Annotated in this window: 21 protein-coding genes; 5 read left to right on the top strand and 16 right to left on the bottom strand. The window is 46.1% G+C overall.

Annotation, left to right across the window (positions count from 1 at the left end):
* Positions 1-343: 343 nt before the first annotated feature.
* The 3 genes from GTQ43_RS05285 (at position 344) to GTQ43_RS05295 (ending at position 4,049) form a co-directional block, all read left to right on the top strand.
* Positions 344-1,843 (top strand): efflux RND transporter periplasmic adaptor subunit, encoded by a 1,500-nt coding sequence (locus tag GTQ43_RS05285; protein WP_265271276.1) that lies wholly within the window; start codon positions 344-346, stop codon positions 1,841-1,843.
* A 269-nt stretch (positions 1,844-2,112) separates the two neighbouring features.
* Complete coding sequence (locus tag GTQ43_RS05290; RefSeq protein ID WP_414859088.1) at positions 2,113-3,324, top strand: ABC transporter permease; 1,212 nt, start codon at positions 2,113-2,115, stop codon at positions 3,322-3,324.
* 5 nt (positions 3,325-3,329) lie between these two features.
* Positions 3,330-4,049 carry an ABC transporter ATP-binding protein gene (locus tag GTQ43_RS05295; protein WP_321162403.1) on the top strand — a complete coding sequence of 240 codons (720 nt, stop codon included), beginning with the start codon at positions 3,330-3,332 and terminating at the stop codon, positions 4,047-4,049.
* Positions 4,050-4,176: 127 nt separating this feature from the next.
* On the opposite strand, the gene GTQ43_RS05300 is transcribed toward GTQ43_RS05295, so the two are convergent.
* The 13 genes from GTQ43_RS05300 to GTQ43_RS05360 all read right to left on the bottom strand — a co-directional run bounded on the left by GTQ43_RS05300 (position 4,177) and on the right by GTQ43_RS05360 (position 18,167).
* Entirely contained in the window at positions 4,177-4,554 is a 378-nt protein-coding gene (locus GTQ43_RS05300) for a clan AA aspartic protease (RefSeq protein ID WP_265271280.1), read from the bottom strand.
* Positions 4,551-4,826, bottom strand: coding sequence for a hypothetical protein (locus GTQ43_RS05305; protein WP_265271282.1), 276 nt, complete (start codon positions 4,824-4,826; stop codon positions 4,551-4,553). Before GTQ43_RS05305 ends, GTQ43_RS05300 begins: the two co-directional genes overlap by 4 nt.
* 39 nt (positions 4,827-4,865) lie before the next feature.
* Complete coding sequence (locus GTQ43_RS05310; RefSeq protein WP_265271284.1) at positions 4,866-5,111, bottom strand: hypothetical protein; 246 nt, start codon at positions 5,109-5,111, stop codon at positions 4,866-4,868.
* A gap of 255 nt (positions 5,112-5,366) precedes the next feature.
* The gene (locus GTQ43_RS05315; protein WP_265271286.1) at positions 5,367-6,362 is read right to left on the bottom strand and encodes an amidohydrolase family protein; all 996 of its coding nucleotides are present in this window, start codon (positions 6,360-6,362) and stop codon (positions 5,367-5,369) included.
* Positions 6,363-6,480: 118 nt separating this feature from the next.
* The gene (locus GTQ43_RS05320; RefSeq protein ID WP_265271287.1) at positions 6,481-7,809 is read right to left on the bottom strand and encodes an ABC transporter permease; all 1,329 of its coding nucleotides are present in this window, start codon (positions 7,807-7,809) and stop codon (positions 6,481-6,483) included.
* On the bottom strand, positions 7,719-8,882 hold the full coding sequence (locus GTQ43_RS05325; RefSeq protein ID WP_265271289.1) for an ABC transporter permease: 1,164 nt from the start codon (positions 8,880-8,882) through the stop codon (positions 7,719-7,721). Before GTQ43_RS05325 ends, GTQ43_RS05320 begins: the two co-directional genes overlap by 91 nt.
* 10 nt (positions 8,883-8,892) lie before the next feature.
* Entirely contained in the window at positions 8,893-10,872 is a 1,980-nt protein-coding gene (locus tag GTQ43_RS05330; protein ID WP_265271291.1) for an ATP-binding cassette domain-containing protein, read from the bottom strand.
* 66 nt (positions 10,873-10,938) lie between these two features.
* Positions 10,939-12,345 carry an HlyD family secretion protein gene (locus GTQ43_RS05335; protein ID WP_265271293.1) on the bottom strand — a complete coding sequence of 469 codons (1,407 nt, stop codon included), beginning with the start codon at positions 12,343-12,345 and terminating at the stop codon, positions 10,939-10,941.
* Positions 12,346-12,987: 642 nt separating this feature from the next.
* Positions 12,988-14,505: a cation-translocating P-type ATPase gene (locus GTQ43_RS05340; RefSeq protein WP_265271295.1), complete on the bottom strand. Its 1,518-nt coding sequence runs from the start codon at positions 14,503-14,505 to the stop codon at positions 12,988-12,990.
* Positions 14,506-14,509: 4 nt separating this feature from the next.
* Positions 14,510-15,217, bottom strand: coding sequence for a cation-transporting P-type ATPase (locus GTQ43_RS05345; RefSeq protein ID WP_265271296.1), 708 nt, complete (start codon positions 15,215-15,217; stop codon positions 14,510-14,512).
* 41 nt (positions 15,218-15,258) lie between these two features.
* On the bottom strand, positions 15,259-15,720 hold the full coding sequence (locus GTQ43_RS05350; RefSeq protein ID WP_265271298.1) for a pyridoxamine 5'-phosphate oxidase family protein: 462 nt from the start codon (positions 15,718-15,720) through the stop codon (positions 15,259-15,261).
* Positions 15,721-15,872: 152 nt separating this feature from the next.
* Positions 15,873-16,241: a Crp/Fnr family transcriptional regulator gene (locus GTQ43_RS05355; protein WP_265271300.1), complete on the bottom strand. Its 369-nt coding sequence runs from the start codon at positions 16,239-16,241 to the stop codon at positions 15,873-15,875.
* A gap of 618 nt (positions 16,242-16,859) precedes the next feature.
* Positions 16,860-18,167, bottom strand: coding sequence for an NF041680 family putative transposase (locus GTQ43_RS05360; RefSeq protein WP_265270371.1), 1,308 nt, complete (start codon positions 18,165-18,167; stop codon positions 16,860-16,862).
* 592 nt (positions 18,168-18,759) lie between these two features.
* Between GTQ43_RS05360 and GTQ43_RS05365 the strand changes: the two genes are divergently transcribed.
* Both GTQ43_RS05365 and rnhA read left to right on the top strand, forming a co-directional pair.
* Positions 18,760-18,903 (top strand): hypothetical protein, encoded by a 144-nt coding sequence (locus tag GTQ43_RS05365; protein WP_265271302.1) that lies wholly within the window; start codon positions 18,760-18,762, stop codon positions 18,901-18,903.
* Between the two features lie 106 nt (positions 18,904-19,009).
* Positions 19,010-19,918 carry a ribonuclease HI gene (gene rnhA, locus GTQ43_RS05370; protein WP_265271304.1) on the top strand — a complete coding sequence of 303 codons (909 nt, stop codon included), beginning with the start codon at positions 19,010-19,012 and terminating at the stop codon, positions 19,916-19,918.
* A gap of 65 nt (positions 19,919-19,983) precedes the next feature.
* Here rnhA and cruG read toward each other — a convergent pair whose 3' ends face one another.
* Genes cruG through cruF form a run of 3 tightly spaced genes read right to left on the bottom strand, consistent with a single transcriptional unit; the run spans position 19,984 to position 22,380 of the window.
* Positions 19,984-21,210 (bottom strand): 2'-O-glycosyltransferase CruG, encoded by a 1,227-nt coding sequence (cruG, locus tag GTQ43_RS05375; RefSeq protein WP_414859089.1) that lies wholly within the window; start codon positions 21,208-21,210, stop codon positions 19,984-19,986.
* A 24-nt stretch (positions 21,211-21,234) separates the two neighbouring features.
* Positions 21,235-21,456, bottom strand: coding sequence for a hypothetical protein (locus GTQ43_RS05380; RefSeq protein WP_265271306.1), 222 nt, complete (start codon positions 21,454-21,456; stop codon positions 21,235-21,237).
* 15 nt (positions 21,457-21,471) lie between these two features.
* Complete coding sequence (cruF, locus tag GTQ43_RS05385; protein WP_265271309.1) at positions 21,472-22,380, bottom strand: gamma-carotene 1'-hydroxylase CruF; 909 nt, start codon at positions 22,378-22,380, stop codon at positions 21,472-21,474.
* Positions 22,381-23,001 lie beyond the last annotated feature (621 nt).

Genomic DNA, 23,001 nt, shown 5'->3' on the forward strand with positions numbered 1-23,001 from the left:
TTACTAATAAAAATAGAGAAAATCTTGAATAAAAATGCAAAATGCAGAATCAAACATAATTCAATTATGTGAGTGCAGTAGGGCTTAGGGCGTATTTTCAAAGTTTTAGATCCTCCTAACCTCCCCCCTTAAAAAGGGGGGCGAAGAGTCTCTTAAAGTCCCCCTTTTTAAGGGAGATATAAAAAGTTAGAAGGCTAAACGAGCAGTTTGAAAACACGCCCTAGTTCATTCTGGTTACTGACACCTGAATTCTTTCTGATAATTTTCCAAAATCTTCAAATCATATAGACAGTTTTTATACCCCCTAATCAATTATTGCATTCTGAAATTAGAGGTATCAGCTATGACCATTGCCCTAAAACCGAAGGAACTAAAGCCTAAAGAACTAAAGCCGAATGGACTCAGTAAGCTAAAAGCAAATAAATGGCTACTTGGTTTACTGATATTGATTTCCATAATTGGCGTTAGCTATCTCGCTTATTACCAACTGGTTGTAGTGCCTCAACAGCAAGCAAAGCTGAAGATTCAAACGGCTTTAGTTAAGCGGGGCAATCTTACGATCGCGGTTTCTGCAAATGGAACTGTTGAACCCGAACGTTCAGTTAATGTAAGTCCCAAAACGTCAGGGATTCTGAAGCAACTGCTAGTTAAAGAAGGCGATTCTGTACAACTTGGGCAGGTGCTTGCTTACATGGATGCCTCGAATCTTCAGGGGCAATTACGGCAGGCTCAGGGAAATCTGGCGGCGGCTGAAGCAAATGTGCAAAAATTACTCAATGGGAATCGAACTCAAGACATCGCCACAGCAAAGGCACAACTGGCTGAACAAGACGCAAATCTCCAAAAATTACTTAATGGAAATCGACTCCAGGAAGTTGCCCAAGCCCAAGCCCAGTTAAGGGATGCTCAATATGCCCTGCGTCAAGCTAACGATGATCTTAAAAGAAATCAACAACTCTATAACTCAGGTGCGATCGCTCTCCAAAGTCTGAATACCTTCCGTACTAGCCGCGATCGCGCCCAGACTCAAGTCAAGCAAACACAAGCAGCTGCTTCATTGATGCGATCGGGAACTCGGCCAGAAGAGATTACTCAAGCCAAGGCACTCCTCAAACAGAAACAGGAGGCTCTATCACTCTCTCAAGAAGGGTCACGACCGGAAGACATTCAGCAAGCCCGCGCCCAAGTAACGGCGGCTGAAGGAGCGGTGCAAATTATCCAGACAAATATCAATGATATGGTGATCCATGCACCCTTTAGTGGGATTGTCGCCCGGAAATTTGCCGATCCTGGCTCATTTGTCACGCCTACTACCGCAGGTAGTTCGGTTTCTTCTGCTTCATCGTCTTCCATCTTGGCTCTCGCATCCACGAACCAGATTGTTGCCCAGGTTGCAGAAGCGAACATTGCCCAAATTCGGATGGGTCTAGTTGCGACAATTCAGGCAGATGCCTATCCGGGGAAAACTTTTACTGGACAGGTAACGCAAATTGCGACCCAGTCTGATGTTGTGCAAAACGTGACCAGCTTTGAGGTGAAGACATCAGTGCCAGATCCCCAACATCTGCTGCGATCGGGGATGAATGTAACTGTGGACTTTAAAGCCGGAGAGTTAAAAAATGTGCTGGTGGTGCCGACTGGAGCGATCGTTCAACAAAACAATTCTCAGGGCGTATTTGTGGCCAAGGGCAAAGGCGATTCTGTCTTTGTGCCGATTGTAGTTGGGATAACGGTGAATGACAAAACCGAGGTAAAGTCTGGCTTAACCGGAAACGAACACGTCTTACTCAGCTTTCCACCTGGAACCCGTAAGGTTTCTACACCTAATGGCAGACCTTCATAATTCGTAATTCGTAATTCGTAATTAATGCCGTGTGCAACTTTCTCTCAAACCTAACCCCCAACCCCTTCCCTACAAGGGAAGGGGAGCAATAATCAAAGCCTCTCTCCCTGTGGGGGAGAGGTTTGGAGAGGGGTTCTAAAAATAAGTTGCACATCGCGTTAATTACAAATTATTTAAGAGCCATAATGAAAAAACTTACTAATTTACAGACAACGAATCGTCCGCGCCGTCCACGAAAGGGCAAAATCTCTTTCAGTGAAGTTCTGATCATGTCAGTCGAAACGCTTTTGGGCAACAAACTGCGGACTGGCTTGACCATGTTGGGGGTAATTATTGGCATCTCCTCAGTGATTGCGATTACCTCCGTGGGACAGGGTGTGCAGAAGTCAACGGAGTTACAAATCCAAGCCTTGGGAACAAACGTCATGGTAGTCACGGCGGGGGCAGCCAGAACAGGCGGCATCAGCCAAGGCGCAGGTTCAGCCAGCACACTAACGTGGGAAGATGCTAAGGCGATCGCTAAACAAGTCCCAGCCGCTAAATCGGTTTCGGCATTCTTACAACGCAATTCAATTCAGATCGTCCGGGGCAATACCAACATTGCCACTACCCTTTTAGGCACGGATTTGAACTACCCAACCATAAAAAACATTCATCCCCAAACGGGACTCTTTTTTAGTCAAGGGGATTTGGATGCTGGCCGCCCTGTGGCGTTTCTTGGTTCCACTGTGCGCGATGAATTATTTAACACAAATGAATCCGTGATTGGGGCTGATTTACGGATTCGGGGTAAGCGCTACACCGTGGTAGGAGTGGCGGAATCGAAGGGAACGGCGGGTGGACAGGATCTCGACGATGTGATTTATATTCCCCTAACCAATATGTCTGCCCAAATTGTCGGTAATAACGCTTTAACGGGTGTAGCAATTAATGGATTTTGGTTAGAAGCGCTTGATGGCGATCAACTGAACTCGGCTCAATTTCAGGTGACAAATATTCTGCGTCTACGGCATGGCATTCATCCGTCAGATGTCGATGATTTTCGGATTACCAATCTAGTTGATATTATCAGCACTTTCAGCAGCGTCATGGGTTCATTTACCTTGATGATAGGTGCGATCGCAGGTATTTCTCTGATTGTCGGCGGCATTGGGATTGCCAACATCATGCTAGTTTCGGTGATGGAACGAACGCGAGAAATCGGCATTCGCAAAGCTGTAGGTGCAACCGGCACAGATATTTTAAGGCAGTTTTTGACTGAAGCGATCGTTATCTCTACAGTTGGCGGTGTGATTGGCGTGGGATTGGGCATTGGGTTCGCGTTTGCGGCTGCAACTGTGTTCAAATTTCCGTTTATTGTGCCGTTGTGGTCGATTGGGGCAGGGTTTAGCCTTTCCTTCGTTGTTGGTATTTTGGCTGGCGGCATCCCAGCGCGTAATGCTGCCAAATTAGATCCGATTTCAGCACTACACAATGAGTAATCACTATGGCAAACATGATTTTAATGGAGGGCATCACGAAAACCTATCACTTGGGAGAATTGGATGTCCCCGTTCTGAAGGAAATTGATTTATCGATTGAAGATGGGGAATATGTGGCGATTATGGGGGCTTCGGGTTCAGGGAAATCGACACTGATGAACATCATCGGCTGTCTGGATCGTCCTACGAGTGGACAATATATCTTAGATGGTAGAGAGTTGACGACTCTGGATGATGATGAACTTGCAGATATCCGCAATCAATATATTGGTTTCGTGTTTCAACAATTCAATTTGTTGCCTCGGTTGACGGCACTAGAGAATGTCATGCTACCGATGATTTATGCAGATGTATCCCGATCAGAACGAATACAATCCGCGACTGTAGCCTTAGAAAAGATTGGGTTGGGCGATCGCTTAACAAATCGCCCTAGCCAACTTTCGGGAGGACAGCAACAGCGAGTAGCGATCGCTCGTGCATTGGTGAATCATCCCGCCTTAGTATTGGCGGATGAACCAACGGGGGCTTTAGATTCTAAAACTTCTCACGAGATTATGAATTTGCTGACGGAATTAAATCAACAGGGAACTACGATCGCAATTGTCACCCATGATGCGTCGGTAGCAGATCAGACAAAGCGGGTGATTCAAATGCAGGATGGCGTGATTGTTGAGAGAGCGATCGCTGTGATAAGTAAGTCGGCGTTAAAAAATCAACCTATGTAACGAAGTGTAAAGTCATCAAAGAGCCTATCAAAGTACATTAAGTAATGTAAAAAATCTTCAGATGAGTTCTTCGAGACGCTACGCGAACAAATTAGGACTAAAGTCCTTACTACAAACCTTGAATTATTCACGCCGCTCTACTTATTTTTTCTAACGAAACCAAACCATTGTCTTCAAAATCTATCTCAAGATGATATTCTTCCATCATTGCAGTTCCCAGTAAAGGCTTATAACCAGAAGCTAAAACAAGGACTATCTTTTCTACATCATCCCAAACAATAGTTGCTAAATGTATAGCTGATAAAGCTTCGCTACCGTCAGCTAACTTTATAGGTGTACTGGAATACGAGGGAAGATTCATTGCACTTACTGCTTGAACTGGTAAGGTAAGATAGCCGTTGAATCCAGTATCCATAACAAAATCCAGGGAAAAATTTGGTTGTCCAGGTAAACGAAAAATCACCGGAGCGATCACCCTACCATCAACCAATCTTCCGTAAATCATTCAACTGTACGCTCCATAGAAGCACCACCAAAACTAAACGCAACATCATAACCAATTCGCATAGTAAATAATCTAGCGTTGGGATTCTTCTGCTTTAACCTTAATGCTGATTCAACACCACTTTTATCAATTCCATATTCGCCTGTTTCAGCATCAATTACAATCATCTTGCCAATATTATCACCATGTTCAACCTCTGAGCGAATCCCCTGATCGTAAAATTGTTTGGCTCTTTGAGCAACTTCTTCTACACTCCAAAAAATAGCCTGCATAATTACACCTGTTTTTAGTCTACTGTTTTTCTATAATTCTCATTGTAAGTTTGTCTTCAAAGCCTCTAACATGATATTGGCAGCCTCTACTGCATCACAGGAAGACCAAACGGCGTATGATGCACCAGATTTTATCAGAAACGGTAGCAGATCAGACAAAGCAGGTAATTCAGATGCAGGATGGGGTGATTGTTCAGAGAGGGCAAAGGTACGCGGCTTTGAGTTAAAGCTTGGGATATTGAGGCAACAGCGATGGGCAAGCGCGGGAATTAGATTGCGAAACATGTGAGAGGAAGTCGGGAATCCATGCAACAGCAGAACCGTCGGATTACTGCGAGAGCCAACTTCTCGATAGAAGATATCTAAACAGCCTTCAAAAGTTCTGGATCGATAAACAGACAGAAGGGAATCAAGCGACCTTGTATGCTGCGTTGGCGTAGCCTCTCCTTTGGAGAATCGCCACCCTCAATCAGATTCGCGACAATCCGCAACAGGCCGCGCAGCCTACCCCAGACCGGTAAGCAGCCCGGCGGTTCGCTGTCATGCAAGCTTCAGAATACGCTCGGCATTGCGAAAGCATATTCGCTCTCGGTCTGTTTCACTGATCGGCGCTTTGTTGATAAAGTCCGCCGCCTCTTGACTTGACTCGTATGGATAATCAACAGAAAACAGAATTCGCTCCGAACCGAGGGCCAAAATCGAGCAGAGAAGCGGCGGAAAGGAATCGACACCACTCGTTGTGATAACGATATTGTCCCTAATGTATTGAGATGGCTGCTTGGCGAGAGCCTTGCTGTGCGGCACGATCACATAGCGGCTATCGAGTCGCCAAAGGTCAAAGGGCAATCCCTCTCCCATGTGCCCGAGTATGACTGTCGTTTTTGGGAACCGATCAAAAACACCACCCACAATGAGTCGCATCACGTGGCTGGACGTTTCGGTTTGCCACCCCCACATGGGTCCCGCTAATTCGGGATAACCGCTCAGTACGACAGGCTCAACCTTCGGGTTAGCGGGATGTAGGTAGATGGGTACGTCCAGATTTTGTGCCTGTTCCCAGACTGGGAAGAATTTTTCGTCGTCGAGGTATTCACCATTGGTGTGGCCATTGATGAGCGCTCCCTTAAAGCCGAGTTGCTGTACCGCCCGTTCAAGTTCGCTGGCAGCCGCCGCAGGATCTTGCATTGGCAAATGGGCAAAGCCCGCGTAGCGAGTGGGGTGTCGCTGAATAGTTTTTGCCAGAAAGTCATTTGTTTCTTTCGCCTTTCGCACAGCGACTATGGCGTTAGGTTCGACCTGCACACCTGGCGTTGTCGCACTCAACACCGAGATATCAATACCCGCCTTGTCCATCTCCTCCAACCTCAAGCCATCGAAGTCGGCTAGGCGTTTTTTGAAATCCTCCATTGCTTCTGGGGTCACGCCTTGCTCGGAGTTTGCGGAGTAGGGTGCGAGCGCCTGTGTTAGGAAGTGTTCTTCCAGCGCTATTTTCTTGATCTTCTTTTGTGGCTGAATGAAGACGCGGTTAAATTCCATTGGACACCTCTCTTATTTGGTTGTTTAAAAGCTAAAAATATTTCCTGTAATTGATTCTATTTGGAGCCAAAGACGGAATGTGCAACGCTTCTTAACACAGCCCAGCCTTGTCGATCGCTTAAGTTAATTGATTGCGAAACCGCCGAATGCTCAATGCCAGTAGCACGATCGCAAACACTAACAGAATCAGCACTTGAGACCATAACTCTGCAAACCCCACTCCTTTCAATATCACGCCACGACAAACTTCGATGTAGTAACGCAGTGGATCACAATAAGACAACCACTGCATATAGGTTGGCATGGAGGAAATGGGTGAACTACCTCCAGACAAGAGTATGATCGGTGGGCTAATAAAGAACGAGATCAGCTGCGCCTGTTGCTCGCTTTTGACATAGCAGGCAATCATGATGCCAATACTAATTCCTACCAAAAAATAGAGTACTGAGATACTAAAAAAGACTAGAAGATTGCCTCGAATCGGCAAACTGAAAGCAATTTTTCCGACCATAAGTGCGATCGCAGCATCGAAGGTCAGCAGAACCAGTAGGGGCGCAATTTTTGCCAAGATGACTTCGGTGTTAGAAGCAGGTGTCATCAGCAGTTGTTCGATTGTCCCTGCTTCTTTCTCACGCACCACTAAAGAAGCGGCGGCTTGAAGACCAATCGTAGTTAGCAAAATGCCAGTGGTTCCAGTTACAATGAACCAAGAACCTTCTAAGCCGGGATTGTAGAGGATCGTTGCTACAAGTTGAACTTGATTGCGTTGTAGGGTTGCGTTAGCTCCTGAAATCGGATTTGATGGGTTTGATGGATTAGATGAGTTATTCGTGGTTGAACTTATTCCATTAGTTGCGGTGATCCCTGTGCCTTGATGACGTTGATTGCTAGCCAAACGTCGAGAGTTGTAGTCACCCACCAACTGACTCAAATAGCCAGAAGCAATACTAGCAGTATTGGCATCTACAGCATCGAAGAGTGCCTGCACTTGTGTCGGGCGTTGACGGGCAAGGTCGCGATCAAATTCCGAGGGGATGGTGATACCCACAGTCAGATTGCCCTTCGCTAAATCTGCTGTCATATCCTGCTCATTGGCGTAGTACTGAGCAATATCAAAGGCACTGGTTTGACTCAACAGTTCAAGAAATTCTCGTGAAGCCCGACTATGGCTATAGTCGGTGATGCCAACCCGCAAGTCTTTAAACGTTGGGTTCAGCGCAGACCCGAACAGTAGCAGCAGCAGCGTAGGCGGTATCAAGATTTGAATCAATAACTGGCGATTGTGCAGAATTTGCGAAACTTCTTTGCGAAAAAGTGCCCAAAAGCGGCTGCCTAAAATGCGATCGCAGAAAGTTCTCATATTTCTACCTGCATCTTCCGCAATTTGCGCCATGCCAGAAAGAAAAATAAGCTTGACAACGCGGCTAATGCCAGTATCGAACTCCACACGCCGATCCAACCTACGCCACGCACATAAGCATCGCGTGTGAGCAAAATGTAGTAACTGGCAGGCACAAGCGCGGAAATCCAGCGAATGTAGATTGGAATATTAGAAATCGGGTAAATATACCCAGAAAATTGCATAGATAGTAAGAAAGCCGTCAAGGAAACAAACTGAATAACGGCACTCTGAGTGGCGGCATTAGCACCCATAAAAATACCCCACAGGACAACGCAGGCAATATACAGTGCCGACCCAATGATGAGAGGTATCGGGTCTCCAGCAAACCATAGCCCGAAAAAGCCCCATGACTCGACATTGGTGAACAGCACTTCTGCCATGCCCACTAACCAAAAGGCAGCGGCTTTGCCCAATAAATACTCTGCTCCCGTCATGCTAGAGGCATAAATTTGAGTAATCGTATTCTGCTCACGTTCTTTTGCGGTCGCTAGCCCTGCCAGTAATGCTGGAAACAGCGTCACTGTAATTGCCAGTGCTCCGGGTCCGATGTATTGCAAAGTTTCCAGACCGGGGTTATACCAGAGCCGGGTCTGTAGGGTTACTGGAGTCGCAGAGGAGGGGCGTGAATTTTCAGCGATTAGATTGGTGGTGGATGAACCGGGCGATCGCAGGTTTTCGGTGAAGGCGTTGGTCGTGGCTCTAGCATAAGCCCGCACAAGGTTAGCCGTATTCGCATCAGTGCCATCCACCAACACCTGCACTTGAGCTTCTCGCTCAGGTCGCCGCAGATCGCGCGCGAACTCTGGTGGAATAATTACCCCAGCAGCAGCCTGTCCGGTGTCCAGCAGCCGAGGCACGTTAACCGTTGATCCTTGGGCAACCAGTTTAAATTTGTTGGTACGCTCAAAAGTGGCAATATACTCGCGGCTGATACGGGTGCTATCTAAGTCTTGAATCGCAATGTTGATACGGTTGACAGCAAGGGAGGTCGAAAAGCCAAACACCAAGAGTAGCACCAAGGGTAAGCCTAGTGCCATGAGCAAGGTCAGGCGATCGCGTCCCAATTGAGTCAGTTCTTTAATGATTTGAGCAATGATGCGTTTTGACCGGATTGCCATAAGGATTCTCCTAATCTGTGGGGACATCAAGACCGCGTTGCCGCGCTTGATCCACCACATTAATGAACACATCTTCTAAAGAGAACTCAATTTCACGATGGCTCTGTACGTCAACGCCATCTTCCTTGAGCCACTGTTCGACTTGAGGCACTTGCGTTTGGAGATCATCTAGAACGGTGTGCAAGCGATCGCCAAAAATCGAGACTCGCCAGCGATCGAATTGTTGTTTGAGCAGGTCTGAAGCTTGCTGCAACGGGGCACACTCCCACTCGACTAATTGCCCCGGTTGAGCATCTTTGACTTGACGCGGAGATCCTTGAGCAACCAATTCTCCCGCTACCATAAAGCCCAAGCGATGGCACTGCTCCGCCTCCTCTAAGTAGTGAGTGGTAACTAAAATCGCCATCCCATTGCGAGCAAACTCATTGATCCAGCGCCAAAATTGCCGTCGTGCCAGGGGATCGACACCCGATGTGGGTTCATCGAGAAACAGAATCTTGGGTTCGTGCATGACTGAGGCACCAAAGGCAACCCGTTGCTTCCAACCACCAGGGAGATCGACGGTCATCATATTGCCTTGACCTACCAGATCGCTCATTTCTAGCACCCATTGTTTTTTGGCGGGACGATTGCCAAGGGGAATGCCATAAACACCGCAGTAAAAATCCAGGTTTTGGTCGATGGTTAAGTCATCATAGAGCGTGAATTTTTGCGACATATAGCCAATTTTTTGACGCACCGCCGCACTGCGTAATGCGCCCGTTGCACCTGCAAGCGAAACCTTGCCAGAACTCGCGGGCAACAATCCACACAAAATTTTAATCGCAGTTGTCTTTCCGGCACCGTTAGCGCCTAATAACCCAAACACTTCACCATATTGAATGTCTAAGTTGAGGTCGTTAATGGCATGGAAATTTCCAAATACTTTGTTGAGATGTTCTGCCCCGATCGCCGTTCCCGTAGATTTTGCTTGTCGATCAATACGCGGATATTCGCCAGCCGCCGCATCACCTTTGAGATCACGTAGCCTTGAAACGAAGGTATTTTCAAGCGTGGGCGAATCAGTATTAATGTTCTCGACCTGGATCTGCTGCTGTTCTAAGATTCGGTAAATATCCTTCGTGGTTTGCTGAGGTTGGGCAGTCAGCACATCAAGGTGATCGCCAAAGCGTTGCACATCAGAAATAGTTTCTCGAAAATCAACATTCTTAGTGAGCATATCTTCTGCCTGATCCAGTTGAGCAACAGGCAAAAATACCTCTAATCGCTGCACTCCTAAGCTTGCCTTCACCTTAGCGGGCGTGTCACTCTGCTGAATCTTGCCCTCATACATAAAGGCAATGCGGTTACAACGCTCCGCCTCGTCTAGGTAGGGCGTTGCAACCACGGTGGTAATGCCTTCTGTACTCGAAAGCTGCGCCAAAATATCCCAAAACTCTCGCCGCGAAACGGGATCAACGCCTGTCGTCGGCTCGTCAAGCAAGACCACTCGTGGATTGTGGATCAGCGTACAGCACAAAGCAAGTTTTTGTTTCATGCCGCCCGAAAGTTTTCCGGCTAAACGGTCTTTAAAGCGGGTTAAGTCTAGTAAACTAAAATAGCGATCGCTGCGAGTCTTAAGATCAGCATCACTCACTTCTCGCAAGCCTGCCGCATATTTCACGTTCTCTAAAACACTCATATCTAGGTAAAGGCTGAAGCGCTGAGTTAGATAGCCCATCTGGGGGCGTACTTCTCTCGGTGCCGCTCCCAATACTTCAACAATGCCGCTAGTTTGGGGCATCACGCCCGATAAAATCTGAAAAGTGGTTGTTTTGCCTGCACCGTCGGGACCAATTAACCCAAATATCTCACCGGGAAAGACATCTAGATTGATCCCTGCGACGGCTTCATCCGCGTGTTTTCCGTAGCGGTGGCTTAAATCACGGATGGAGATAATCGGTGCATTTAGGCGCTGAGTCTTAGCCCGTGCGGGAAGTGTTTGTGTCATGGCTTAAAGATGAGAAGAGGAAAAGGGGCAGGGGGCAGGGAGCAGGGGGGAACTCTATAAATAAATTTAGGGGCTTGAAACCCTTTTTGCAGGGGAAAGAGCGTATCTTTCTCCCCTGCTCCCTGCCCCCTGCTCCCCTGCCTCTTGGTCAGGCATCAGCGTAGACGATCGCTTCGGCTTAGATTCTGGTAGAAGAATCCGCCCGTCCGCAGGCATCCCTTGCTTTGCTTTTCCCTGTGCGTTGTTGTTGAGAGTGAGTTCGACACCAAATACCTGCGTCACCCGGTCTTTCTTGAAATAGGTGTTCTCTGGAGTAAAGCTTGCTTTGGGATCAATCCGGCTGATCGTTGCTTCCAACGGCTGACCGGGAAACGAATCAAGATAGACCTGTGCCGATTGTCCCAGTTTGACCTGACCGATTTTCCCTTCTTCGACAAAGCCACGCAGGTAAAGCTTCTGCTGATTTACCAGTGTCAAGAGCGGTGCGCCTGCGGCAACAACTTCGCCTGGTTCTATCGATCGCGTAATTACATCTCCCGCGATCGGACTCTTAATCACCAGATAATTCAAATTTGCCTGAATCTGTGCTTGGGTTGCTAAAGCATCCCGGACTTCGTGCTGCGATACCGCAGTGTCAGTCTTGGCTTGGTCAATCTGTTTCTGCACCTGAAGTTCCGCCGCTGCACGAATCGGCGTGTTCTGTTGCGTTGCCTGTGCTTGAGTAAGTCGTCCGCCGGCTGACTTTACCTGCTGTTGAGCCGCAGAAACCTTCGCCTGGTTCGCGCCCAAAATAGCATTATCATCATCAAGCTGCTGTGCTGCTACTGCTCCTTCGGCATACAGTCGGCTAGTACGGCGTTGTTTTGACTGTGCCTGCACTGAATTAGCTTGAGCTTCAGCTAAATTAGAACGCGCCTGATCAACTGCATTCACTGCTTCTAGTATACGCCCCTGACTGTCTTGAGTAGATTGGTTGGTCGTTAAGCTGGCTTGTTTAAGCTGTGCTTGCAATACAGGCAATTGTTGACGGGCACTCTGCAATCGTTCTTCGGCAGCACGCACTCGTGCGATCGCTCCCTGCAACTGAGCGCGTAAGTCAGAATCATCAATTTGTACGAGGATTTGACCGGGTTTTACAGTATCGCCTTCTCGCGCAGAGACTTGGGCAACTCGACCACCAATCTTGGCAGAGACATCAGTTTCGTAGCCTTCAATCCGTCCACTCAGAGATAGTGCTGGGGCATCAGGACTGTAAAAAAACAAACGGTAAACGCCATATCCCACCCCTGCTAGCAGTAAGACGGCACCAATGACCCAAATCGGTTTAGGAATCTTCTGCCAGGGTTTCTGTTTCTCTTTCTCTTCTACAGAGTTAGGTTTAGTAGGCTGCTCTGCTTGGGCGGGTTCGCGCTCCTTAACAGCTTCGTCAGGTTTCTGCGAGTCATTTTGCGGATCAGTTTGGATTTGCGTCATCACAGTTGCCAAGATAAAGAGTAACAGAATTAGATAAAGATGTTAATTGACCTATTGATTAAACGAAAATCAAAAAGCAACCTAGTGTTCCGTCAGTTTTGACATAGTGAGCGCTAGAAGTCAGGTTTCTTTGAGGAACCCGACTTTTGGGCAATCTCTAAGCTGCTTGTCATCTAACTTGTACGAAACCATCGCTGAGAGTCTTATGAGCAGAATATTAAAACGCAATAGAAGATCGCCCTAGTCTGACTTCCTCCTGATGTCCGTCGATCGGTGGCGAGAATGGTCACGCTCACCAAGATGTCTACGGTTTTGCAGCAAGTTCCAAACCTTTATATAGCTTTAGGCAACCCACAAAAGTACACTAACTTTCTGTCGATTAACTCTCGAACTTCGCAAATTTTCTGATTAGCTCCCTGACATATCATTAAAACAGAAAACATCAAATATTTCTTGTATCTTACTAGGTAAATAAGTTCAGTTTTGTCTAACACTTTTGAATGTTTTATGAGGATTTGTATAACTTATACATAAACTAAAACATTTACTGAAACATAATATTTGACCGTGAAATTTTATACTTATTTCTTGTCAAAATAAGTGGGCATCAATGTATCGGCTCAATAAGTTGCAGTAAATCATTTAGAGATTTTCTTGGATAGGTTTTTTTGATTTAGATTGAATAACTCGTTGGGGTCGATTGAGAAACTTTAACTGTTCAAACCAAAGCAGAGCGATCGCACCACCCCCCAAACAAATTGCCAAGTCGATTGGGTGTAAGAAGGAGAAGCTAAACAATTGACGCAAGAACGGGACATACAAGACGATCGCTAGAAAAGCCAGTCCCCCACCAATCACCCACCAAAGGGCATTATTGGGAGATTTCAATATTTTGAGGCTGAGGCGCGATGAAGAACCTTCGCTCAAAATTAGTCCTAAATTTGCTAAAATCAACGTCGTAAACGTTAACGCACGGGCATCAAGTTCGCCTTGTCTGCGATATAGTGCAACTATAAAGATGACGAGAACAATTACTAAAATCCCCACCCCTTGCAGCACTGCCAAACCCAAAGTTTTCCTGCCAAATAATGGTTCTTTGGGGTTGCGGGGAGGACGCTGCATCACCCTTGCTTCTGCGGGTTCGGCTTCTAAAACGATGGAGCAAGCTGGATCAATAATCAAATGCAGAAATGCAACGTGAACGGGAAGTAATACTAACGGCAGCTTAAACAAAACTGGAATCAAAGACATCCCAGCGATCGGAATGTGAATCGCTAGCAGATATGCCATTGCTTTACGGAGATTATCAAAAATTCGCCGTCCCAATTTCACCGCTTGCACAATGGACGAAAAATCATCATCCAATAACACTAACGCCGCCGACTCACGGGCAACATCTGTGCCTCGCTGTCCCATCGCAATCCCGATTTGGGCAGATTTGAGAGCCGGGGCATCATTCACACCATCCCCAGTCATGGCAACGACTTCTCCCTTGGATTTCAAAGCATTAACCAAGCGTAATTTTTGTTCGGGAACGGCTCGTGCAAAGATATTTGTACTTTGAATCCGTTGTTCGAGTTCAGCGTCACTCATGAGATCCAATTCTGCTCCCGTCAGAATGGCTCCCATTTGCATCAATCCAATCTGACGGGCAATAGTTTGAGCCGTTCCGGGATAATCACCCGTAATCATAACTACTCGAATACCTGCGGTATAACATTCTTGAATTGCCGCCGCAACATTTGGACGCACTGGATCGGACAGTCCAACTAATCCGATAAATTGAAAAGGAAAGTCATGTTGCTCATCGGGTAAATGATTTGGATTAAGGGACGGATGAGGCGGTAAAAATCGCGGTGGCGCATCAACAAGAGAGGCTTTGGCAACGCCTAACACACGCAATCCTTGATTGGCCATTTCACTGATTTGGGTTGCCATAATTCTCTGCTGTTGAGGTGTGAAATGACAGAGATCCGCGATCGCTTCCGGCGCTCCTTTGGCTACAATTTCATACTCCTTGCCATCGGCTGACTGCCAAACGTGAGACATTGCCAATAGATGCGGTGAGAGCGGATATTCTCGCAACAGTATCCAATCGTTGTGCAGATGTTCGGTATGTGCGAGATAGCGATCGCCTAATTCCTTAAATGCTTTCTCCATTGGATCAAAAGGATCTCTCTGACTTGCCAGAATGCAGAACTATCTCTGTTTGAGCGCCCACCGCTTGGACTTGAGCAATTCTCTGTCCCTGAACCACCAAGGTTCCAGAATATACAAATGGCAACTCATCTCCCCCTGGACGTGCCATTTCCACGGTACCGGCGGCGGCAATTTTGCGAACAGGTAGTGATTCCCCGGTTAATAAAGACTCATCGGTTGAGAGATTTGTGCAAGATAGTACCATTGCATCGGCAGGAACGCGTTCGCGGAGCGTCTCTGAAAGAGAATCGCCTTCTGCTAACACTAAGACATCTCCCCGAACGACTTCTCGCCCTGCAATCCGTTTTCGCTCACCATCCCGAATCACCAAGGCGCGAGGACTGGAAAGGTCGCGCAAGGCTTCTAGGGCGTGTTCAGTCTTCCCTTCCTGGTAAAGGCTAATCCCGGTAATGAAGAAGACGAAACCCAGCAAAATCAGGGCTTCTTGTAGATCGCCTAAAATCCAATAGATGATACCACCACCGACTAGCAAGAGGAAGATCGGATCTTGAACGGTTTCCCAAGCGAACGATAAAATACTGCGAGAGCGAGCCGAGGGGAGTTCATTGTAGCCATCCTGTTTGAGCCGAGCGATTGCTGTCGCAGACGGCAAGCCGTACGCCTCTTGCTCAGATAAGCCATCCACGGTATTGAGATCGACGGTGGAAACCATAATCCCGCTTTTTCCTATGAAACATAAAAATGCGTAACAACTTAGATTGGTTCTTGCTGACTGCTAACTCCATCAGTGGTGCGTCCACTTATCTCACTCTCGTGGATGCGGTAGATTGCGATCGCTTCTGAATGTCCCTCAGCATCAATCCAAGTTCTATTGATCGCAGGTGACAGCGTTGGATTGCGCTCTTTGATCAAGTGCATTGCGCGATCGATGTCTGAATGCTCGGTGAGGCGCGAGGCTCGACCATTCACAATCACGCTGCGCCAATGAAGGGGGCTGTGAATTTCTTCAACCTGTAGGCAGATTTCTGGATTCGCGTCAATATCATGAGTCTTCATGCCCACCGTTGTAAACAGGTAAATGTCCTCTTCTTCGAGATAATAATACATTGGCATCACGTAGGGTTTGCCCTCGTGTACGCAGCCAAGATGACCGTATCCTACTTGGTGTAGTAGTTCGTGTATTTCTTTTGAACTCATTTCATCAATATCTAACATTAATATTCTCCTAATGATTCAGTTGATTGATAGTGTATTAAAGAGAAATATTCCCCGCATTACATCAGTTATGAGATTCTGAATTCTGTTAGCGATAGCGGGGCGTTTAGCCCATCCTGACTCCTGAATTCTATTCGATAATTATTTGGACATTAGACCAGATGCTGCAAGCGACTCAGACGCTTTGAGTAACTTTTCATCACCTCTACGGCAAACATGGGTGTTTCCTGAACGGCAAAGAGAAACTCTTCCTCATTAAGGAAAACCAGTTTGGTATCTACCTTGGCGATCGCTGTATAAGTTCTATTTGTAACTCCTACAAGTACCCCGACATCAAAAACTTCACCCGTCTCAATGGTTTCTACAATCTTGCCATTGACTAATATATCTACCTCTCCTTCGAGAATCCCATACATTTCACCACCAGGCTGTCCTTCTTCAAAGATGACTTGGCCTGCTGAAAATACTTTAGGGTCGGATTGTTTTTGAAAGATACTGACTGTTAATACAGGACTTAGCATTAGAGCAACCCCAAATTCTTTGTTTTTAAACGAAACCTTTATATAGCTTTAGGCAACCCAGAAAATTACACTAATTTATGTCGATTAACTCTCGAACTCCGCAAATTTTCTGATTAGCTGCCTGACATATCATTAAATCAGAAAGCATCAAATACTTCTTGTATCTTGCTAGGTAAATAAGTTCAATTTTGTCTACCACTTTTGAATGTTTTATGAGAATTTGTATAACTTCTACATCAACTAAAACATTTACTCAAACATAATATTTGACCGTGAAACGTTATACTTATTCTTGTCAAAATAAGGGGACATCAATGGATACACAAAAAAGTATTCGGATTGACCCGCCTGGTGGAATTGCTGGAGCAGTGATTGCAGCTTTGTGGATCGCGATTTGTTTTCATTGCTAATCTGATTCAAATTCAGCGAACTGATGAATTAGGGGAGCCGAAGATAAAACCTTGCTTAATTCTTTGATTTTTCCATTTTTGGGTGTAAAGCTTGTGACTCAGTTATCCTGAGTTACTTTGTCACTGGAGTTTAGACTAAGCAATGGAAAATGACCCAGCAGGGCTGAGTTAATCAGAGACTTAGCAAAAGTATGAAGAATCTTGGGTATTAAACAGCAACAGATGGTTCTTTAGGTGGTCGTGCTACTGTTTTTTTAACAATGGGACATCGGTTTTTACGGTGACGCTTCTTTCCTTGTTGCCAACCGGGAGACTTTCCGCGAGGTTTGGGTGCAGAGGTGGGAGTACCAATGGCCGCAAAAACTCCACCTATAGCTTGAGCAACTCTTCCAGGGGTCAATTTATCTAGAGACTTCTGCCAAGGTAAAGGATTGTCAGTAACGATATCGCGGGCTAACCACAATTCCCAAGTCATCAGAGGCATGAGGTCACTCCACCGTTCACTTTGCTTAGGAGTACCAAAGTTTGGTACAGTCCAATGTAGACGCTGCTTCAAAAAGCGATACCAGTGGTCAATGGTAAAGCGACGCAAGTAAAGACACCAAACTTCTTCTAAGGGTGGCATTTCTTCTCCTACCCAAGCCAACCACAAAGGTTTGGACACTCTCATGTTACCTTGCGCGTCCAGACGTTCAACTCTGATGATTAACATTGGACGTGTAGCAGCCTGACGGAAGTGTAAATCTTTCCACAAGCTCACACGCACACGTCCTAATTTTGGGTCATTTATTTCTAATACAGATGTTGCTTCATTCCATGTTGTGGGCTCATTCAGTTTAAATTTATCACCATGCTTTTTAGGTCGCCCCTTTCCCGAATAAGCTTTTGGTTCACCCCATAAACACAGATTTGAACGCAACCGAACGAGAATATCTGCTGGAATATTCGCAGTTTTTAAGATAAAAGGCGCACAACCATATTCACTATCCCAAACTGAAATCGGTCTGGTAGGCAAATATTTACACACCTGTTTGAGTTGCCAAATTGCTTTCCCAATAGGACTTTCGGCACTTGTGATCCGTTCATGTCTTAATGGTAATGCCCAACTTCCCTCATTTTCAGGTATCCAGGCAATTGTGCTATATCCTTGACCAATGGTAATCGGTTTATTTCCTGCTATGGATGTGCCACTATGCTCATAAGTTCGCTCTTGCAACCTGACGGCATCTGGGCGTGACCAGTTTGTGTGATCTCCTGCTAACAATGGTCGTCCCTCTGCGGGGATTTGTTTGATATATAGCTGCATCAATTTCTGTCGCTGTGGCCTACTATCTTGTAGTGCCTCATAGATACTTGGCCACTTCCTTCTAAATACTGGCGATAGGGACAATTCTGCTAGGCAATAAACATTTCTAGTTAGCAATATGGCATCTGTCAACTCAAAAGTTGCATCGTGTGCTCTGCCTAAATATTTGTAGACTGCTTGACGGAATTCTTCTAATCTGGCACGTTTCATCTTGGCATCTGAGTAATGGTAGTTCGTTTCTCAGCTTCTGCCAAAAGGGGGCCTGTATTCAATCAGACACCCCTTTTCTTCTTGCTTATTATATGATAATGATAATCGAATAAGGGGGGTGGGAGAGAAACGAGCGACGCTCGTTTCTCTCCCACCCTTTTCATGATTATCATTATTGTATTATTTTCTGAGCAGGTATACTACACAATAATTGTTAAAGGTCAGGATGCTTTAAGGCTGACAAGATAATATTTTTAACCTCTAATTCCTTTTGATTTGCGTTCTCTCATATCGCTTTTAGTCTAAACTCCAGTTGTCAGGCGTTTAGTCTAAACTCCAGCACTTTTGGCCTATTACCGCCAAATTTCGAGCTATAGCCTCCCATGCTCACCTCACCCTACTAGGGGAATTAGGTAATTTTCTCTTTGGTAAATGGAAACAGCAATGTCATCAAATAGAGCTATTCGAGACATTTCGCCAAGCACACTATAGCGCTCAAGCAGTTTATCAACTAACCTTTACAGTTGCCGAAGGTTTAGCAGCAAAACACGGAATTAAACGAGAGGTCTTTTTATCCCGTATTCAAGAACAAATGACCTTGAATGAAAAATTGCGCTTTCAAGGTTCAGCCAACCGCACAGAAGTAGAAATTGTCAAAGCCCTGCGAAAAGCAGTCTCCAAGATGGATTTATCTCCTTTTCCCGCACCCTCGCAGACATTTGTGCGATCATTCTAACCTCTCACCGATGGTGCTAACCAGTATAATAGCCTGGATATTCTTTAAAAAAATTCGCCGCTAATCACTCTTTCTTTAGCGTCCTTTGCGGTTCGATACCCTAACCATGTCCACTCAAACCACAATCCAAAGCATATACACCGATGGCGCTTGCACCGGGAACCCTGGCCCAGGCGGTTGGGGAGTTGTTGTTTACTTCAACGATGGCTCAATCCACGAAATGGGCGATGCATCCCCTCATACCACTAATAATAAAATGGAAATGCAAGCTGCGATCGCAGCCCTCCAATTCCTACAAACATCTCAACAAACTGAACCAATTACCCTCCATACCGATAGCGAATACCTGATTAACTGCGTTACCAAGTGGGTGAAAGGCTGGAAAAAGAAAGGCTGGAAAAAGTCAGATGGTAAACCCGTCCAAAATCAAGAGCTTTTAGAAACTCTTGATGAACTCAATACCCAACAGGTAAAATGGCAACACGTTAGGGGACATTCTGGTAACATAGGTAACGAACGTTGTGATGCGATCGCTCGCACCTATGCTAGTGGCAAAATCCCTTCTCTACAACAATCAACTCCCACAAATTTTTATAAATCTTTACCTTCCACAAATGAACTAAATGTAGCAAAAGTAGCTGATTATGAAAAAAACTCTCGAATAATTAACCAAAGTCCGCAAGAAATCAGTACTTCTGCACCACAAATAACCGTTATGGAACCATCAACTGGGCCAAGTGCGGCCGCAATCGAAGAAAAACCTCCAGAAATGAGGGTTTTACAACTCCGCAGCTTGGTCGAAACTCTGCGTATCGCTGACGAAATTTCAGAAAAAGGCTACTTAATTACCAGTTCTGAGTTAGCAGACTTGATGGATGTCCACGCCAGCGCTGTCACCAGTAGGGGAGATCAATGGCGCTGGCGAAACTGGATAGTGTCACGGGTACGCCGTGAAGGAAATCAAATTCTTTGGGAACTAGAACGCGGGGATCGAGTGGGAAGTGAAGAAGAGTAGGGAGTAGAGAATGGGGAATAAGGGAGACAAGGGGAATAAACCAATGCCCAATGCCCAATTCCCCACTATACATACTTGCGTCCTCGCCACTCGCGTGGCTTGTGGAACGCAGATAAGAAGATTCGCAGGACAGCTAGGGGATCGGCTAAAGGGGAAAGCCAGAATAACCAGCCGCCTTTAGCACTTTTGCGATCGTAAGAAGGTGCGATCGCAATTAGCATCGCAAAGCGAATCACCACCAAGAATAAATTCAGTCCCAGCACAAGAAGTAGGGGAATGGGTAGAGACGCGATTAATCGCGTCTGTAGCAAGTACGAGAGTGGGGGAGAAATCAATAAAAAAGTGAGGAGAATTAAAAGGGGTAAACCTTGAACAGATGTGAGTAGCCATAAATCTCCCCACAACTGCGATCGAGAAGTTGCATCTTTAAGATCGAGACTCCGCCCCCATTCCTTCCACGTCTCCATCGCCCCTTCATACATCCTTACTTTCAGCACTTTTGCGCCATCTAAAAAGCCCACTTTATAACCTTGAGCAGCAATATTTCGTGCCAATGTGACATCATCACAAAAAGAACCACTCGCACTGCTATAGCCACCCACAGCAGCTAAAACGGAGCGGCGACACAAAAAACACTGCCCATTTGCCATCACCCGTTCAGGCTGCTCTGCATTGATCCCAGCAGGATCAAATCGGTAAAGCAGAGTCATCAACAAAGCTGGTTGTAGCCAGCACTCCCCTGGATATTTGAGGATAAACTGAGGTGAAAGGGAAACTAAGTCGTAGCCTTGTGCTTCGGCTATCTTCACCAAACCCGCAACTAAGCCACGATGGGGTTGAATATCAGCATCTAGCCCTAAAAACCACTGACTACCCTCAGAACTATATAGAAAACCGTTATGCAACGCCCAAGGTCGCCCCACCCAACCAGAGGGTAAAGGATCGTCCGTCATCAGACGAAAACGCGGATCTTTTTGCTGTGTCGCTTTTACTAAGTCTGGTGTACCATCACTGGAGTTGCTATCTACAACAATAATTTCCCGAACTTCATAGCTTTGCTGACTTAAACCAGCTAACAGAGGGCTAATACGAAGCGCTTCGTTCAATGTGGGAACGACAACACTAACCTTACCCAAAAGCTCCGGTGTTGGCTGTTGTGGTTTTATTGGTCGCAGCCGTCTTGGCCCCTTTAGCAAACGCGAAAACAGAATCGCCGTTGCTGGTACTTGGATAAGTAGGAATAAAAGGGATATGGCACTTTCTAATATTAAAGCGTTGTCTACTGTTGTCAAAATACTTATCAATTAAAATTGCGACTATACAAAATAATGGGAATTGGGAATTGGGAATTGGGAATTGGGAATTGGGAATTGGGAATTGGGAATTGGGAATTGGGAATTGGGAATTGGGAATTGGGAATTGGGAATTGGGAATGGGAATGGGAAACTGGTTAATTCTTCTCCCCCTGCTTCCCCTGCTTCCCCTGCTCCCCCTGCTCCCCCTGCTCCCCCTGCTCCCCCTGCTCCCTCATCTCCCATTCCCCAATCTCTAGGCTATTTCAAGGCAACTTCAACCTTGGCTATTGATACTTCTTTGCTTACTGGTTCAACAGCAACTTGAGTGGGTGTGGTTGAACTCCTTAACCACAGTCCCACGGCGGGAACCACGCCAAGCGATAAGCCAAGCAATACAGGGATGGAGAACCCAGCGGCTAAACTTAATCCGGCGGCGAAGGCAAAGTTAGTTAAATAAACGACTAGGGGGAGATTGAGTTGCGATCGCTCTAATTTAATTGATGTATTTCTCCACAATAATCCTGCCACACTCATAAACAGGGCGCTAGTACCAAACCAACCTGCATAATTCTGGTAAGGTGTCCCAAAGAAAGCCCCTGGTTGTTCCCAATACCAGAAAGGCAGAGAAGTTTGACTCATAGCTGGCTCAAGGGCAAAATCCCAGCAAGTGAAGAGTAAAGCACCAACGGCTATAGCCGCAATATGGCGACCCCAACTAGGTTTTTGTGCCACTTGCAAACCAGTTCTCGCAATTAAATAAGATGACAGCCCAACATAGAACCAAGACAAAGGAATTGTGAAAGGAACTAGCCCCGCAATCTTATAACCCAAGCCACTCAAGTAGCTATAATCACCAAATGGAAAACCTGTACTAGTTCCCAGTAGTTCACTTCCCAAAGAGATAAACATAGCCGGCAGCATAAATGCTAGCCAAGTTCCCAATCCCAACGTCCGGTAGGCATAAATAGAGACAGCTATTGTCCCCAAGATGATATCAACTACACCGCCACCTGCCATACTTAACTGTACGGCAGTTTCTCCAACCTGCGATAAGTTGAAAAGTATTTCGGCATTAGGTACGACTAGTAGCATCCCTACCAGTCCAAAGGCTTTTGACACGATATGACCAATGAGGCATACGCGTTCAGCAATAACAAGTTGTCTCATGATAATTCCTTAACAAGATGTGACACGCGGCTACTCGGCTGCTAACAGTTTACAAATGTTTAACAACATATTTAAATACTTTGTGCCGCAATTCTCTACAAACTTGTCTGGCTTTCTTGGAAAGAGCATAACAGCCTATTGATTGAAGCTATAAGAAATATGATGATAAACTTCCTAGTATAATGTATATAGTCCAAATCTACTTAACTTAATCTGGAAAAAGTTCTGATTTTTGTCCCACGGAGTACCTACACGATGAAAAACTCCTTCTATCCAGGGATCTCTTTGAGGAAATAAGTAGGTCGGCGTAAATAATTATCGTTGGGATAAGGCAAGGGGCAGGGGGCAGGGAGCAGGGAGCAGGGAGCAGGGAGCAGGGAGCAGGGGGCAGGGAGCAGGGGGCAGGGGGCAGGGGGAAAGAGAGTTTGAGCCTTGTTTACTTTTCTTTACACAGTTTGGTTTTATTGTGCCGACTTACTTATAACTATTTATTATATTAGGAATCATATTTGATTTTTGAACAAAATTAGGTATTTTAGGGGAGCCAGTGCGTTGCGGTGAATCCATTGCTGTAGGGGGGTTTCCCAACCTAGGCGACTGGTGAAACCGAAGGGAGGTTCA

Origin of the sequence: Nostoc sp. KVJ3 (assembly GCF_026127265.1) — a bacterium.
Lineage (GTDB): Bacteria > Cyanobacteriota > Cyanobacteriia > Cyanobacteriales > Nostocaceae > Nostoc.

What these genes read in the sequence shown, in the direction of transcription:
- GTQ43_RS05285 (WP_265271276.1), top strand. Translation starts at nt 344, where the DNA reads ATGACCATTGCCCTAAAACCGAAGGAACTAAAGCCTAAAGAACTAAAG.
- GTQ43_RS05290 (WP_414859088.1), top strand. Translation starts at nt 2,113, where the DNA reads ATGTCAGTCGAAACGCTTTTGGGCAACAAACTGCGGACTGGCTTGACC.
- GTQ43_RS05295 (WP_321162403.1), top strand. Translation starts at nt 3,330, where the DNA reads ATGGCAAACATGATTTTAATGGAGGGCATCACGAAAACCTATCACTTG.
- GTQ43_RS05300 (WP_265271280.1), bottom strand. Translation starts at nt 4,554, where the DNA reads ATGATTTACGGAAGATTGGTTGATGGTAGGGTGATCGCTCCGGTGATT.
- GTQ43_RS05305 (WP_265271282.1), bottom strand. Translation starts at nt 4,826, where the DNA reads ATGCAGGCTATTTTTTGGAGTGTAGAAGAAGTTGCTCAAAGAGCCAAA.
- GTQ43_RS05310 (WP_265271284.1), bottom strand. Translation starts at nt 5,111, where the DNA reads ATGTTTCGCAATCTAATTCCCGCGCTTGCCCATCGCTGTTGCCTCAAT.
- GTQ43_RS05315 (WP_265271286.1), bottom strand. Translation starts at nt 6,362, where the DNA reads ATGGAATTTAACCGCGTCTTCATTCAGCCACAAAAGAAGATCAAGAAA.
- GTQ43_RS05325 (WP_265271289.1), bottom strand. Translation starts at nt 8,882, where the DNA reads ATGGCAATCCGGTCAAAACGCATCATTGCTCAAATCATTAAAGAACTG.
- GTQ43_RS05330 (WP_265271291.1), bottom strand. Translation starts at nt 10,872, where the DNA reads ATGACACAAACACTTCCCGCACGGGCTAAGACTCAGCGCCTAAATGCA.
- GTQ43_RS05335 (WP_265271293.1), bottom strand. Translation starts at nt 12,345, where the DNA reads ATGACGCAAATCCAAACTGATCCGCAAAATGACTCGCAGAAACCTGAC.
- GTQ43_RS05340 (WP_265271295.1), bottom strand. Translation starts at nt 14,505, where the DNA reads ATGGAGAAAGCATTTAAGGAATTAGGCGATCGCTATCTCGCACATACC.
- GTQ43_RS05345 (WP_265271296.1), bottom strand. Translation starts at nt 15,217, where the DNA reads ATGGTTTCCACCGTCGATCTCAATACCGTGGATGGCTTATCTGAGCAA.
- GTQ43_RS05350 (WP_265271298.1), bottom strand. Translation starts at nt 15,720, where the DNA reads ATGTTAGATATTGATGAAATGAGTTCAAAAGAAATACACGAACTACTA.
- GTQ43_RS05355 (WP_265271300.1), bottom strand. Translation starts at nt 16,241, where the DNA reads ATGCTAAGTCCTGTATTAACAGTCAGTATCTTTCAAAAACAATCCGAC.
- GTQ43_RS05360 (WP_265270371.1), bottom strand. Translation starts at nt 18,167, where the DNA reads ATGAAACGTGCCAGATTAGAAGAATTCCGTCAAGCAGTCTACAAATAT.
- GTQ43_RS05365 (WP_265271302.1), top strand. Translation starts at nt 18,760, where the DNA reads ATGACCTTGAATGAAAAATTGCGCTTTCAAGGTTCAGCCAACCGCACA.
- rnhA (WP_265271304.1), top strand. Translation starts at nt 19,010, where the DNA reads ATGTCCACTCAAACCACAATCCAAAGCATATACACCGATGGCGCTTGC.
- GTQ43_RS05380 (WP_265271306.1), bottom strand. Translation starts at nt 21,456, where the DNA reads ATGGGAGATGAGGGAGCAGGGGGAGCAGGGGGAGCAGGGGGAGCAGGG.
- cruF (WP_265271309.1), bottom strand. Translation starts at nt 22,380, where the DNA reads ATGAGACAACTTGTTATTGCTGAACGCGTATGCCTCATTGGTCATATC.